We start from the raw sequence: 16654 nt of genomic DNA, 5'->3' as shown, positions 1-16654 counted from the left end.
GATTCAATTAAACTTCCATTGCCGTGGAAAATGTGTTTAATCTTAAAACAATCAAAAGTATGAATTATCAACGTATAGTTGTTTCTGTAAACCTGAAAAGAACTATTAAAATTATGAAGCTAACCGTGTTAATGCTTATTGTTTGTCTATCACAAATGGTAGCAGCAACTTATGCACAAACCACCAAATTGAGTCTTTCTATTAAAAATGAGACACTGGAATATGTACTGAAACAAATAGAAAAACAGTCTGAATTCCTGTTTTTCTATAATCTGGAAGAGATAAACAAAAATGAGAAAATCTCTATTACAAAGAAAAATGCAAATATCCAGGATGTTCTGGATGCTATCGCCACTAAAACAGGTTTGAAATATACCATTAAAGATCGCCATATAGTATTAACGACAGAAATATCATCACCTGTAACAGGCATAATACAACAAAACCGCAAAATAACCGGTACAGTGAATGATACTTTTGGACCGATTGCAGGAGCAAACATTATCCAAAAAGGGACAACCAACGGAACAACTACCGATGTAAACGGTAATTATTCGATCGAGGTTCCGGAAAATGCCGTATTGCAAATATCTTTTATAGGATATATCCAACAAGATATAGCAGTAAAGGGTAAAAGTATAATTGATGTATTATTGAAAGAAGATACACAAGCACTGGAGGAGGTTGTTGTCGTCGGTTATGGCACGATGAAGAAAAAAGACCTGACAGGTGCTGTTGCTTCTGTCAAAATGGATGACGCACCGGTGGGAACTGTTTCGACTATCAGCCATGCCCTGGCCGGAAAAGCTGCCGGTTTGCAGGTGAGCGCTGTAAGTGCACAACCTGGTGGAGGTACAAATTTCCGTATTCGCGGTGCTGCCTCTGTTAATGCAAGTAATGATCCGTTGATTATTATCGATGTTTTTCCCATAAGTACTCCTAATGAGGATAAAATCAAAACAGGAAAATATTCAAGCGGAACAACCGATAATATCCTGGCTTCTATAAATCCGAATGATATCGAGTCTATCGAAGTATTGAAGGATGCAAGCTCTACCGCTATTTATGGTGCACGTGCAGGTAACGGTGTAATCATTATAACTACTAAAAAAGGTAAGACCGGTGCTCCCACTGTTACATATTCAGGAACAGCCAGTGTTCAAACCCTCGCTAATTCTTACGATATGCTGGATGCAAAAGATTTTATGATCCAGTCTAATCGCTATCAATACGAACAATGGATGAAGGATAATAAAATAGGTATTTATGGAGGAAAAAATGAATCGGAAGCCTCTTCTACTTATACCCCACGTTATACAGATGCTCAGATTAGTAATCCAACAAATGATACAAATTGGTTTGATGAAATTACCCGTACAGGTTTTCAGACCCAACATAATATTTCAATTAATGGTGGAACTGATATGACAAAGTATTTAATATCCGGTAACTTCTTCAAGCAAAACGGAGTAGTGAAGAATAATGATATGGAACGTTATACAGGTCGCATGAATCTGGAACAGGTAATCAGCAAATATGTAAAAGTCGGTGTAAATCTGACATTGTCAAGAAATCAGATGAACAATGTCCCATTAGGTTCCGGACAAAATGAAAATGCCAGTATCATGGTGGCTGCAGCTCAGTTTAATCCAATTCTAGGCATTAGAGATGAAAACGGCGAATATATTTTAAATGACGAAGCTGCATTTTTACCGAATCCGGTTTCATTACTTGACATAACAGACAAAACGACCAAGGAAAGATTACTGGCTACTTCTTTTATAGAAGTAAAGCCTATCAAAGATTTGACTTTAAAAGCGAATCTTGGCATTGATCGTAATTATCAGAAACACAAGGTGTATTTGCCTAAAACAACTCTTTATGGAGCTAAAAAAGACGGGCAAGCAGATATTGCCCAGTATGATAAATCAGATTATCTGTTAGAATTAACTGCCAACTATGCAAAACAATTTGGTAATCACAATTTGAATGCACTAGTCGGTTATTCTTTTCAGCGTTTCACTGATGAATCTTTATCAGCAGGAAACAGTCAGTTTCTTATTGACGGTTTCTTATACAATAATCTGGGAGCAGGAGCTTATCCGAAGCCTAGTGTTGGTTCTTCTGCATCCAAAGATGAAATGGCGTCTTTCTTCGGTCGCGTAAATTATTCTTTCAAAGATCGTTACTTACTGACAGCCACATTACGTGCCGATGGGGCTTCCAACTTTGCCCAAAATAACCGTTGGGGTTATTTCCCATCTGTTGCTTTAGGTTGGAGATTTACTGAAGAAGAATTTATGCGTCCGTTAACAAACGTACTATCGAATGGTAAATTACGTCTGAGCTATGGTCAGACCGGTAATTCCAATATTGGTAATAAGGCGATTTCCTATTACAAAACCGGCAATAATAATGAATTTGGAGGAACTGAGTCAGTCGGTGTTTATCTGGACCAAATGGGTAATCCTGACCTGAAATGGGAAACTACTACTGAATGGAATGTCGGTTTGGATTTAGGTTTCTTCAATAACCGTTTGAATGTAACGGCTGAATACTATCATAAAGTCGTATCAGATCTGCTGAGCGAACGCACATTATTATCTTATAATGAAGTAAGCAAAATTGCCGCTAATATAGGTGAAACGCAAAGTCAAGGATTTGAATTGACAATTAATACCAAGAATATTGATACAAAAGATTTTAGTTGGAATTCGGATTTTACATTCTCTTTTTATCGTGATAAATGGAAAACTCGTGATGCGTCATGGAAACCGGCAGCTTATTCACAGTACGATGCACCGATCCGTTACTATTTCGGATACATGTCCGATGGCTTAATCCAGGAAGGAGAAACTGTAGACTGGATGGCAGGCTCAGTACCTGGTCAGGTAAAGATCAAGGATTTGGATGGTTATGTATATAATGAAGACGGTACACTAAAAGTTGATAAATACGGTATTCCGGTAAAAAGTGGTAAACCTGATGGGAAGATTGATGAAGCAGATATGGTTATTTATGGCAGTAAAGATCCTGGATATATGATAGGATTCAACAATACGTTACGTTATAAGAATTTTGATTTCAATATCTATTTCTACGGACAGTTTGCCCTATGGAATATAGGTTCTTATAAAGACTTGTGGTTAACCGGAGCTGATGGTATGACAGGTATTGTAAATATGTACCGGGGGTACAATATGCCTGTTTCATCTAAAGATGTATGGTCTCACGATAATACTTCGGCAACTCGTCCGGGATACTTTCAGGATAAGAGTCCGGTTTCTGCAGGAAGCACAAGTACGGGTAAGATTGGTGACTACTATCTTGAAAAAAGTTGGTTCATCCGTTGCCGTAACATTACTTTAGGATATACGATACCGATGAAACAGTCAAAGAAAGTTTTATCTAATATCCGTGTGTATGCAGATATCAATAATCCGTTCACAATTACTCCCTACAAAGGGCTTGACCTGGAAACAGACAATTCCGTATGGGCTTATCCGAACGTTAGGAGTTTCAGCCTTGGATTAGATATAACATTTTAATTAAAATCTAAATTGAGTATAATATGAACAAGTTACTATATATATTATCCTTGTCGTTGACAACAACCGCATTTTTACCCTCTTGTACAAATCTGGAATCAGAAATGTATGATGTGATTAATCCGAATATCTTCCCCGTTAACGAAAATGATGCCAATGCATTAGTTACAGCTGCCGCTTACGCCCCCTTTCGTTCAAGTTGGTATAGCGGTCTTTTCACAGCAGCTAACGGTGGCATTCATGTTATTGGAGAAATGACGACTGATATAGGTTATTGTCAGTGGAATGATGTTTACTGGCCTGATTTATTGGAAGTAAATTTTACTCCATCATCCGACTGCCCAACAAAAATCTATAAAGATTATATCAACTATATTGGGAAAATGACATTAGCTCTAGATCGTATATCAAATATCGAAATGAAAGATGAAGCTAAAAAACGATTAGAGGCTGAAGTCCTCTGTGGTCGGGGATGGTTAGCTTATATATTATACGATTTTTATGGTCCCATTCAGATACCGACATTGGAACAGTTGAATAATCCGTTAGGGGAAATAATTATATCCCGCGTATCCAAAGAAGATATGGTCGCATTCATTGAGAATGATCTGAAAGCAGCGATAGAGGTGTTACCTGCAACTTACAAATCATCTGATAGCAACTACGGACGTTTTACCAGAGGTCTGGCTTATACAGTATTAATGAAACTGTATATGCATGAAAATAACTGGGCAAAAGCAGAAGAATGCGGACGGGAATTGATGAAACCGGAATATGGATATGGACTGATGAATAATTACAAGGATATTTTCACTTTGGAAAATGAAGGAAATATTGAAACGATCTGGGCTGCGATCTGTAGCAGCAGTGTAAATCAGCAACTTTGGCAGGCTCATGTTCTCTCCAGTCAGTATCCGACAAAGAATGAAAGCATCCAGAAATGGGGTGGTTATCGCGTTTTATGGGACTTTTATGAAACATTCGATAAAAACGATAAACGATTAGAAGTGTTGGTCGGTGAATTTGTTGGGACAGATGGTAAACTTTATAATAAAGAAAATCCGGGTACTGTATTACAAACAGGAGCGATGCCGGTTAAATACGGAGAAGACCCTGCAGCAACCGGTGAAGAAAGCCAGATAGACTGGATCGTATATCGTTATGCAGATGTAATTACTTTATTATCGGAGGCTATTGTCCGTAATAGTAATGCTGTGACGCAAGAAGCTGTCAGCTTATTAAATATGGTACGTTCGCGTGCTGGTATTTCTACCTATAATCTCTCCGATATCAAAGGTGTCGATGATTTTCTGGAAAAAGTACTGGAAGAACGTGGTCATGAACTATGGTTTGAAGGTGCTCGCCGTACAGACTTGATCCGTCATGGTAAATACATTGAATACGCCCGTAAATACAGAGGATCTGTAACCGCTCAGGATTACATGAACCTGATGCCGTTACCCCAGTCCATTATTAATGAAAGTAAGGGTACTGTTATCCAGAATCCGGGTTATTGATAGTACGCTTATCAGTAACTATTGATTCTATAAGATCTTTGTGCAGTATTGTTAGAAATCAATAATACTGCATAAAGATTTTTTTATTTTATCATAGTAAATATTGTTCACATACGCTGAATACCTCTCTTTTTCGTTATGATACACAAATATTCTTTCATAATAATTTTTATTCTGCAAAATCGGAAAAGGACTATATTCCAACCGTAAAATGTATCTTTGTAGAAGTATTCGAATAAAACTTTTAATAATAACGCTATGCATTCAAGGAAAACACTTCTTCTATTTTTTCTGGCAGCATTTTTTACATTATCATGCTGGGCAGAAAGTAAATACGAATCAAAAATCACATCCTTAAAAGGTGAAAAATGGTGGGGAGGCATAGTTGCCCTCGGGTCCCAGATGCCTTTTAAAGACGATATCCGCTTATTCGATCTTGCTTCTGAAAATCTGAATAATCAGAATGTTCCTCTTCTTTTATCTTCTGAAGGAAGATATATCTGGAGTAACAAGCCTTTCTCTTTCAAACTAGAGAATGGAAATCTGCAAATCTTTTCAGATTATGAAAGCCTGGAACCGATATTGGCTGGAAATACGTTGAAAGATGCTTATATGGCAGCCTCTACAAAACATTTTCCTCCTTCCGGACAGTTACCGGATTCATTATTTTTTTCCATGCCTCAATACAATACCTGGATTGAACTGATGTACAATCAGAATCAGGAAGATATATTGAAATATGCTGATAACATAATGAAGAATAATTTTCCGGTCGGTGTTTTCATGGTAGACGACAACTGGCAGAAATATTACGGTAATTTTGATTTCAAACCGGAGCGTTTCCCCGATCCGAAAGGAATGATCGATCGGTTACATAAAGACGGATTCCGCATCATGCTATGGATTTGTCCGTTTGTAAGCCCTGACAGTCCTGAGTTCAGGGAATTACAACAAAAAGGCTATTTGATCAAAAAGAAAGGGACTAAACAAGCTGCAATTATCCCCTGGTGGAACGGTTATAGTGCTTGTTATGATTTAAGTAATCCTGCTGCCGCGGAGCATTTGAAAAAACAATTGCGCAATATGCAGGAACAATATGGAGTAGACGGATTTAAGTTTGATGCCGGTGACATCGGTCATTATAATGATCCGACTTTAGAATTCTATGACAAGGCTGCAACCTCCGTGGATATGTGTGAATACTGGGCCAAAATCGGGTTGGACTTTCCGTTCAATGAATACCGTGCCGGTTGGAAAATGGGTGGACAGGCTTTAGTACAACGTCTGGGAGATAAGGATTATTCCTGGAATGCAGTAGGACTCCTGATTCCTGATATGATTGCTGCCGGATTATTAGGGTACGCTTATGCTTGCCCTGACATGATCGGCGGAGGCCAGTTCGGTTCTTTCCTGGGAGTAGACCAGACAAAGCTGGACCAGGAGTTGATTGTTCGTTCCTGTCAGGTACATACACTGATGCCGATGATGCAGTTCTCCGTTGCGCCCTGGCGTATCCTGGATGAAAAACACCTGGCTATTTGCCGTGATTACGCTCATTTGCATGAGAAAATGGGTGGTTACATTTTGGAACAGGCTCGTCATTCTGCAGAGACCGGTGAACCAATTCTCCGCCATATGGAATATGCTTTCCCACATCAGGGATTTATCGACTGCAAAGATCAGTTCATGCTGGGTGATAAATATTTAGTAGCTCCCATCGTGACAAAAGGACATAAACGCAAAGTAATGTTGCCCAAAGGGCAATGGAAAGACGATACCGGTAAAAAGTTCCGTGGCCCTAAAACGATAGAGATAGAAGTTCCGCTGGAAAGGTTACCCTGGTTTGAAAAGATTAAATAAAAACAGATCCCCGAGAATAAATATAGTTCCCGGGGATTTTTCTCAAAATATATTTCTAGTTAAATACTTCTTTGAATATACGTTTTACAGTCGAAATACAATCACCCTCCGGTTCGGATGAATAAGAATCCGTCAATTTTGTCCAGGGTTCTTCCAATGCGTAGAAATCGATTGCAGTCGGCTTTTTGCCATCCAGTAATTCGTTCTGATAGTCGAACCATGTTTTCCATCTCATGTAATAGAAGTCTTTCAGGATACCGTTCCATTCTTTATGGGCATAATCACGCAAACCGCCTTTATCGGCAGCATTGCGGTTCCCCCAAGTCGTGATCTGTACACGGGCATTCCATTCATACAGGTCTTTTTCTTCCGGGGTATTTCCGAGAGAGCGGGCCCGGGCGATCCAATTTCCGACTTTAAATTCTGGACGGGTTCCCAGCAACTCATCCTGTAACAGGAGAAGTTGCAGAAAACGGTTGGCAGCTGTATTGTAAAGCTGTTTATCACCGGAGGCAAAGGAGGCTTCCACTACTTTTTCCACCAAACGACCTTTTTCGGCAATGGCCTGGCGGACGATGTCTACCAGATCGTATTCAAAATTATTATTACCTGTAAACTGGTCAGCTACGGAAACCATCATGGCTGCGGCACGAATAACGTCATCCGGATTGTAATAGTCACTCATTTCAGACCAACTCGATACCAGATAAGGATGATCGGAAGGGCGGGCACAGAAAATAGATTCGTGAGTACCCTGTTGCGTATTTTCCGGCGGACAATTATAAATGGAATTGCTTAGGAGAATCCAGGCCTCCTGCACGGTTGGGTTCGCTTTTCCGTAACGGGCTACCGTGTAGTTTTTAAGCCACTCATTTTTATCGAAATGTACCGGGCGCCAGGGGAGTTCCGTCAACAGTTCGAACATGACCGGATTATTTTCGCTTCCTTCCATTGTCATTCCTACACCACGCAATGTTTTGCCGAAAGAGCTTTCTTTGGCTTTATAGTATTCGTCGATCACGTGCGCCATCTTGCCGTGCAGACCTACATTGCCGCCGTAGTTCAGCAACATGCAATAAATCCAGTCGTGCTGGCCGAAACCGTCTTTGCGATGCCAGGTAGATTCGGGATCACCCCATTGCGGGCGGCTTTCGGAAAACAGGTCGAGAACAATCATATCGTCGGCTTTCAGATTCTCAATCATTTGAGAGCGTGGATTTGCCTGCCAAGCTTGTGCCACCCATACGGCTTTCGGATTGTTTTTCTTCATAGCCTGCATAATTGCTTTTCCCGCGGCATCCAAGTCTACTCCGGCTACGCTTCCACCTTCATGGAAGGGATCCATGCTGTAGAAGTTAGCTTTGCCGTAGAGTTTGTTCAGCTCTTTATAATACAGGGAGGCTATTTCCTGGAAGCGGGGATCTGTCGGTTGCAGGAATGCAGGGCGGTGGTAACCACACCATAGTCCGGGGTCGGAAACATTCAGTCCCAGTTTTTCTTTTGCATTGTGAGGAACCATTCCCGAATAACCGGGGAAGACGGGTTCAATGCCGTATTCGCGCATCCGTTTTACAATACGCTGTTGCAGGGTGATCTGCTGTTTGTACCAGCTGTCGGGATTCGGTCCACCCCAGCCTTCCAGATTATTCATCAGCCACCAGGCCTGAAAACCGGGGCCGGCAATAAACTCGTTGATTTCGTCTTTATTGTATCCTAACTTTTTAAGTACATTATACCAGACGCCGTCCGTCCCGACCATGGCAAGCGGCAGGTTGATTCCATGCAGAGCCATCCAGTCGATTTCCTTTTCCCAACGTTCCCAATCCCAGAAAGCCATGGTATATGAATAGGTGCAATAATTGAAATCGTAGCGATATTTCATATCTGTTTCATGACGTTCCTTTCGGACGACAGCTGGTAAAACTTCCGGAAGCTTGGCTTGCATGCCATTCCAGGAAAGATGGATTCCGGCATGATATTTCAGATACCAGTTTAATCCTACCGCTATATTTACCGGGTTATTTCCACGGATGACGACTTTGTTTCCTTTCTGATCCAGTTCGAAAAAATCGACCGGGGATTTGATCTGTTCGATAATGAATTTACCGGAAGCTCCTTTGTCAATGCGTTCCAACAAAGCCTCGACGGGTGATGCAGCTTTGGCTATCACCGCGATGAATAGTAAACATAAGAGATGAATTATTTTCATAGAATTAATCTTATTTGATAGTGATGATTAACGTAGCTTTTTGCCCTTTCAATAATGACTCCGGTAATCCTTTGATCTGGCCATCTACAATAACAGTTCCTTCTTTTTGAACTTTTTCAAAGGCTTCCTTATTTAAAGGTTCCCATTCCACAAATTGTTGAGTTGTAGTACCGTCATTATAATGTACATTGACAAACGAAGGTGTATATAACAATTCGCGGGTAATGTGCCCGTCAATATTCCGTAAAGTAGCTTTCCCTTCGGCAACTTGTAAACAGGCAGGTTCGATAGAGGTAATGCACAAATCATTCTCCGGAATGCTCTTGTATCCTTCCGGTATTTTTTTGTACATACGAATGTAGTCGATATCAAAACTTTTAGGATAGGGAATGGTTGGATCATAAGTACCTGTCCAACCATCTTTGGCTTTCCGGTTATCATAAAAAGAAATGATTTGGATGAGCGGATAGGTAATCGCTGCTTTATGTTTCATAACCTGTATGCCATCGACATAAACAGTGACACCTTCCGGTGTCCAGTCGAAGCCATATATATGGAATTCTTCTGCCAATTTTTTATTGGCAAACCACGGATGTTCCGTATGATATTGAATGGTAGAATCTTTCCAGCTATGTACTGTTGCCCAAATGCGATTGACATCAGTTCCCTGTATTTCGAATATATCGATTTCACAACTTTGATTCGGATCGTCTTCGAAACCGATGAGCCACCAGGCACAATGAACACCTCCGCCATCCTGCATCTTGGCACGCATTTCGTAATATCCGTACTGATTGATCTGAGTTGCTTCGGTTTTTATCTGGTGAAGTGCTTTTTTCTTTGGGTCATAATGATGCAGCCCGGTACGACTGGCACTCATGAAACCGGAAATATACATACCGTTATCAAATTCATTCTTTGAGTTCTTGTCAATGATAAGTCTGATAATACCATTCTTCATTTCATAAGTCGGGGTACAAACGGATCTGTCTTTAGGCCATGACGGCAAATACTCCGGAATCCATTTATCGGTATTAATTTCTTTACCATCAAATTCATCATGGAAAATTAAGCGGTATCCTTCTTTTTCCAACGGGTTGGGAGGATAGTCCTGAGCATTGGAAGGTAGTATATTACTTATAAAAAGTAAACCGGAGAGAAATGTGTAAAACAAGTGTTTCATGATATTTAGTTTTATTAGAGAAAAAAGGCCGCAGTTAAAAGCGGCCTTTTCTTAAAAATGCAAATATAGTTTTTTTATTTGGAGGAACGAATTAATATCCGGGGTTCTGGATAATAATTCCTTTCCCCTCGTTGATGACAGCCTGTGGCAACGGGAAGAGAACAAATTCGGGTTTCGTCGTCGTTGAACCACGGTCGATCGCGTTCTGGATGAATTTACCATATCGAATCAGGTCTGCACGGCGATTTCCTTCCCACCAAAATTCGTGACCGCGTTCCTGAAGCATCTTATCCAGAAAATCATCGACGCCTTTTATGTCTCCCATAGTATATGGAGACAATTTAGCTCGTACACGTATTTGATTTAACAAATCGACAGCTTCTTGTGTTACCGAATTTCCCTGGCGGACGATTGCTTCTGAAAGCAAAGTCAGCACATCTGCGTAGCGATAAACGATCCAATCGATCTGGCTGCCATCACCTGTTGATTCCGGATCTTCGCCATATTTCACAGGAACCGCGCCTGAATAGGTATTACCATGTTTTATAATATCAGATTCTTCATTGAATAATACGCCGTCGTTACCCATATATTCGCCAACCAATACGGATAGACGATCATCGTTCTTGTCAAATGTGCGATAGAAAGGCCAGGGAACCTTGAAGCCGTCCCAACGCTGGATAGAATTGTTCTTACAGGGATAGTTACCCGGCAGGCAATGGTCGTGCCATAATTCCAGTTGGGTACCTCTTTCTTCGGTGCAGGCAAAGATGATTTCTTTATTCTGTTCGTTTTCCAGGGTGAAAATAGACTGGTAGGAATCCATTAATCCGTATCCGTAGTCGGCTTTCATCAACTCACGACCACATTCAACAGCTTTTGCCCAGTTCTTTTCGTGCATGTAGAATTTCATCAGGACTGTATATGCTAGACCTTTATCAAAACGTCCGAATGCAGAAGCGCGGGTAGGAAGGCCTTCCAGTGCTGATTTTAATTCTGTTTCGATAAATGTTGTCATTTCTTCCTGGCTTGCCCGGGGAATGATCTCTTCTGCCAACGGGTTATTTAGCTGTTCAAGTGTAGGTATTGGCATGGGACCATAGAAATCATATAAGAGGAAGGCTAGCCAACCACGTCCCATATGGATTTCGGCATTCATACGTGCTTTCACATTATCTGCCATTTCCACACCGGAAATGCGTTCAAGCGTCAATGTCATTGTCCCCAGATATTTGGCATAATTGGTGTAGTTTATTGTCGAATACTGGTGATTGGGTGTCCAGTTGTGACTGGTCAAAGGAATCCATGCATCATTCACCCAACAACAAACAGCCAGATCGGTCGACATATCTCCGATAATCTGTACACCGGTTGCCACGTTGAAGATACCACTATAGTTATCGCAACGAAAAGGGGCGTAAACTCCGCCTGTGATCAATGCTTCCGCATCTTTCTCTGTTTTTGGGAAAAATCCGGGGTTGATGGCATCATATCTTTCCGGCTCCAGATCAGTACATGAGATTAATGTACAGCAGCACATTAATGTATATAATAATTTCTTCATGATCTTATATCTTCTTTTATTGATTAATAAATTAGAATGTAATATCCAAACCAAAGCTGTAAGTACGGACATTCGGATAAGCCCATTGCAGACTTGAAGGAGTACTTTCTGAACTTGAAATGTCAGTTTCCGGGTCAAGTCCTGTATACGGCGTGATAACAAACGGGTTGTTCACATCAAAATATACGCGGACATTAGATAAGATGTGCTTGCTGGTCTTGATCGGTATATTATAGCCTAACGTAATATTGCGACAACGGATAAACCAGGTCTTTTCGTAATAATAATCCCCCGTTCCGTAAGCGCTTTCAGTTTGGAAATAACCAGGCAATGTGCCGTTAGGATTCGTTGAACTCCAAATATCGCCTACTGAAACCGGTTGGTTGTAACCACGGCGTAAGTCATTGACGTTATTACTAATCCAGGTTTTCTTATAGCTACCGGCTGATAATTTATCAAATTGTCCGTAGAAATAGACATTCAGGTCAAAGTTTTTATAACGGAATGTATTGTTAAAACCAAACAGATACCCAGGGTCGGCAGAACCATAAATCACTTTATCAGCATCATCCAGTTTGCCGTCAGGTTTACCGGTCTTCATTGGAATACCGTGTTCATCAACTTTAATCGAACCGTCTTCATTGTAAACATATCCGTTGATATCTTTAATTTTTACCTGTCCGGGAAGAGCTCCTGGCATATGGTCGATCTTTTCACCCGGTTGTACCAGACCATCTGACAGATAACCGGCATAAGAACGGATATAACCGTTGTATTCGCTGTATGCACTCGGCTTCCAGTTCGGATCGCGTTCTTTCCATTTGTCCCGGTATAAAGAGAATGTCAGATCGGAAGTCCATTCAAAATTTTTGTTCCTGATATTGGTTGTATTGAGTGTGAATTCAAAACCCTGGCTTTGAGTTTTACCTACGTTAGCTATAATTTTATTCACTTCGTTGTAAGATAACAGAGTCCGTTCGTTTAACAGGTCTGATATTACTTTGTGGAAATATTCAGCTGTTACATTAATACGACCGTTCAGAAAACCTAAATCCAGACCAAGGTTCCATTCACGTGTCGTTTCCCAGGTAAGTTCATTGTTACCCATCTGATCCAGGTAAACACCATTGACTGCACTACCGCCAAAGAAGTTATTATTACCCACTTTATAGTAGCTATATGCTTTGTCACCCACATTGGCATTACCTGTTTCACCATAGCTCAAACGTAATTTACCGTTTGATAAGATATTTGTCAAAGGCTTCAGGAATTCTTCTTCCGTGAATCTCCATCCGGCAGCAACAGAAGGAAAATACCCCCAGCGGTTTCCGTCTGCAAAGTTAGAGGAACCATCGGCACGAAGAGTGGCAGTCAATAAATAACGATCTTTGAATGAATAGTTCACGCGACCAAAAAATGAGGCCATGCGTGATTTTGTTGCACTTGAACCTACAGTCGGACGTTTTGCATTGCCTGCTCCCAGGTTATTATATAAGAAACCATCTGTAATGAAGTCATTGCTCTTTCCTGACAGAAATTCATAATCAAACAACTGATAAGAATGACCAACCAATGCATTTAAATTATGATCACCAAATTGTTTAGTATAGTTAGCTGTTAATTCCATCAGATAGTCTGAGTTGTCAGCCTGTGCTATATAACCTGAACCATTTTCTCTTGCTCCGTACAACGTTGTAGTAGGCATGTATTGTTTACGTTTCTGATAGTTACGGTCGATACCGAAATTAGCTTTCAACAATAAATCCTGAATCGGACGAACTTCAAAGAAGACCGTACCTAGTAATCTTTCTTTAGTTGTCTTATCTGTAATATCCAATAAAGAAACTGGGTTGGGAAGGAAAGAGGCGTCCTGATTCATTGAGTATTCACCGTTTTCATCGCGTACAGGCAATGTTGGATTAAACTGAGCGGCCGAAACCAGGATACCTGCATTTTCATTCTGCCCATTTCCCAGAGGAATATTATCATATTGGTTACGGGATACATTCAGGTTTACTCCCATCTTTACATATTTACTCAGTTTCTGATCCAGATTTACACGTGCAGAATAACGCTCCATGGCATTATTTTTAATTACACCGTCTTGTTTGAAATAGTTACCGGAAACCAGATACTTCGTATTCTCATTACCGCCGGTAATGGATAAATTATGTGAAGTTTGGAATCCCAATCGGGAGATTTCGTCAAACCAATTTGTGTTATGTGCAGGATTGGCAATTTGTTCAGCAGTATAATCCGGAACAAAAGGTGAAGACACTTCTGATTCGGATTTACCACCATAAATGCCCACGCCATTCGTACGCAGCCAAAGCTCTTTTCTGTAATCGTTTGTCGCTTGCATAAAGCCTGAAGCATCCAACATTTCATAAGACTTTGAAATATCCTGAACAGATGCAGAACCGGAATACTGTACTTTTGCCGCACCACTTTTACCTCGTTTCGTCGTTACGATAATCACACCGTTACCGGCACGTGCACCATAAATAGCAGTAGAACTTGCATCCTTCAGTACTTCGATAGATTCTATATCGTTCGGGTTAATTGAAGACAGGATATTATCCTTATTTCCATCCTTATATTGGTTTCCGCTGTCCAATGATCCCGGATCGCTCACTGGAAAACCATCGATAATGATCAGCGGATCATTCCCAGCCTTGTCTGAAGAGGCAGCACCGCGGATACGGAAAGTAGACTGACCTCCCGGCTGTGCACTGATCGTACTTACCTGCAAACCGGCAGCCTTACCAGCTAGCGCATGACTGATGGTTGAAACCGTACCGACGGGGGCATCGTCCATTTTAACAGAAGCAACAGCGCCAGTCAGGTCTTTCTTCTTCATCGTACCGTAACCGACAACGACAACTTCTTCCAGCGCCTGTGAATCTTCTTTCAATGTTACATTAATAACACTCTGTCCTTTTACGGCAATATCCTGTGGAATATAGCCGATAAAAGAAATCTGCAATGTTGCATTGGCAGGCACCTCGATAGAGAATTTACCGTCTAGATCGGTAGTCGTACCATTGGTTGTTCCTTTTTGAATCACGTTAGCTCCGGCAACCGGTCCCATAAGATCACTGACAACACCTGTTACTTTCTGTGATTGTTGTGAAATAGCAGCATTTGAAACATGTTCTGTAGTCAGCACAATGTGACGGTCTTTGATCGTATATCTCAAGCCTGTTTTGGTGGCAATGGCATCCAAAACGTCCTGGATATTGGCATTCTTTTTTCTGATCGAGATCTTTTCGTTTTTATTGACCTCTTCCAGATTATAGAAAAACAAGAACTCTGATTGTTTTTCTATTTGTTTCAACACATTTTCTAATGTCTCCTCTTTGGCAGAAACATTTAGTTTTGTTGTTTGCGCATAAGTTGCGGCGACCATTTGCGACAAGCAAACGGTTAGCATTAACACGGTTAATTTCATAATTTTTATAGTTCTTTTCAGATTTACAGAAACAACTATACGTTGATTATTCATACTTTTGAATGTTTTAAGATTAAACATAATCCCACGGCAATGGGAGTTTAATTGAATCACACGTTTTAGAAGAGAGAATCCGGCAAGATTTTCTCTTCTTTTCTTTTTACCACTTTACTCGCTCATATTAATACATTTTTAAGATTAGCTATTATTTATATTTCAGAAACGGTTATATGACGGTCGTCAATCCTATATTTGATTGGAATAGAAAGGTTGACGATTTCCATGATATCTTTTATACTTTGTCCCCGGTAAAAAGTTCCGGTGAAAGTTCGTTTGTTCAGAGTTTCGGACGTGACGGTAAATTGCACTCCATAGACATGACTCAGCCGGTAAAGTATGGCTTCCAGGCTTTGTTCCGGAAAATAATAATAACCGGTAGTCCAGGATGTGAACTGTTTGGCATCCACATTCCTGACATCACCAGCATGTGTATTCCGGTTGTAAATAAACTGCTGATTGGGTTTCAGTATGGTTTGATGCAGAATATTCTCTGTCTTCAGACGAACGGCTCCTTCCAGCAGGGTTGTAGTGAGCAGTGAGTCGGAAGCGTAAGCTGTAACATTGAATTTTGTTCCCAGGGCTTCGATATTCTGTTCCTTTGTCTTTACGATAAAGGGCTTGTCTTTATCTTTTGCGACTTCAAAATAAGCTTCACCTTCCAGATAGACAATTCTTTCTTTTCGACCATAATCATTTTCATAATGAAAGACAGTCTTCGATCCCAGACAAACCTGTGTTCCATCTGGTAATTCAACGACATCAGCATCCAAACCGTCCCCACCGATATATCGGGTCGCTATTTTGTCTTCATCCTTATTGAAAGTCAGAAATAAAGAGGTAAGACATACTGTTATAAAAGAGACTGCTGCATAATTACCCAATTGCAGCCATCTGCTTTTCTTACGTGGATAAAACACCTTTCTCTTCTTCAGAAGGCGATCCCAACTTCCTTCCATATCATTCTGCATTCTATTGGTATAGCAGGCATCATAGACCGCTTTGATTTCAAAGAATACCTTTTTATTTTCGACATTCTCATTCACCCAGGTGTAAAAATCATTTATACCCTGTGTATCCAGTTGCCCTTGCAGATATTTTATGACCAATTCAGATCGTCCGTCTTCCATATAATTTCTCTGTTAGATATAAAGTGACTTAGTCCTTTATGAACTAAGTAATTCTTCAAATCTCGGAAACAGTCAAAAGAACCACGCAAAATGAAAACTTCAACTCTTTTACTTCTGCTATTTTTGCTCATACTT

At 40.5% G+C, this 16654-nt stretch carries 8 protein-coding genes; 3 read left to right on the top strand and 5 right to left on the bottom strand.

Annotated elements, in window-relative coordinates; translation table 11 throughout:
• Positions 1 to 113: 113 nt before the first annotated feature.
• From DWW91_RS03555 to DWW91_RS03540, 3 genes are all read left to right on the top strand, one after another.
• Positions 114 to 3548: a TonB-dependent receptor gene (locus DWW91_RS03555; protein ID WP_122327081.1), complete on the top strand. Its 3435-nt coding sequence runs from the start codon at positions 114 to 116 to the stop codon at positions 3546 to 3548.
• Positions 3549 to 3571: 23 nt separating this feature from the next.
• Entirely contained in the window at positions 3572 to 5065 is a 1494-nt protein-coding gene (locus tag DWW91_RS03550) for a RagB/SusD family nutrient uptake outer membrane protein (RefSeq protein WP_122326966.1), read from the top strand.
• 258 nt (positions 5066 to 5323) lie between these two features.
• Entirely contained in the window at positions 5324 to 6925 is a 1602-nt protein-coding gene (locus DWW91_RS03540) for a glycoside hydrolase family 31 protein (protein ID WP_010800951.1), read from the top strand.
• A 55-nt stretch (positions 6926 to 6980) separates the two neighbouring features.
• On the opposite strand, the gene DWW91_RS03535 is transcribed toward DWW91_RS03540, so the two are convergent.
• From DWW91_RS03535 to DWW91_RS03515, 5 genes are all read right to left on the bottom strand, one after another.
• The gene (locus tag DWW91_RS03535) at positions 6981 to 9134 is read right to left on the bottom strand and encodes an alpha-N-acetylglucosaminidase (RefSeq protein WP_122326965.1); all 2154 of its coding nucleotides are present in this window, start codon (positions 9132 to 9134) and stop codon (positions 6981 to 6983) included.
• A gap of 10 nt (positions 9135 to 9144) precedes the next feature.
• Positions 9145 to 10317, bottom strand: a complete 1173-nt coding sequence (locus DWW91_RS03530) for a family 16 glycosylhydrolase (RefSeq protein ID WP_122326964.1) — start codon at positions 10315 to 10317, stop codon at positions 9145 to 9147.
• A gap of 91 nt (positions 10318 to 10408) precedes the next feature.
• A complete protein-coding gene (locus DWW91_RS03525; RefSeq protein WP_122326963.1) occupies positions 10409 to 11881 on the bottom strand; it encodes a RagB/SusD family nutrient uptake outer membrane protein in 1473 nt (490 codons plus the stop codon).
• Positions 11882 to 11912: 31 nt separating this feature from the next.
• On the bottom strand, positions 11913 to 15386 hold the full coding sequence (locus DWW91_RS03520) for a TonB-dependent receptor (RefSeq protein WP_122326962.1): 3474 nt from the start codon (positions 15384 to 15386) through the stop codon (positions 11913 to 11915).
• 155 nt (positions 15387 to 15541) lie between these two features.
• A complete protein-coding gene (locus DWW91_RS03515; RefSeq protein ID WP_009860108.1) occupies positions 15542 to 16519 on the bottom strand; it encodes a FecR family protein in 978 nt (325 codons plus the stop codon).
• Between the last annotated feature and the right edge of the window lie 135 nt (positions 16520 to 16654).

The organism is Parabacteroides sp. AF17-3 (assembly GCF_003635445.1).
GTDB classification, from domain to species: Bacteria; Bacteroidota; Bacteroidia; order Bacteroidales; family Tannerellaceae; genus Parabacteroides; species Parabacteroides goldsteinii.
Note: the sequence above shows the minus strand (reverse complement) of the source record. Positions and strands in the feature narration are given on the sequence as shown.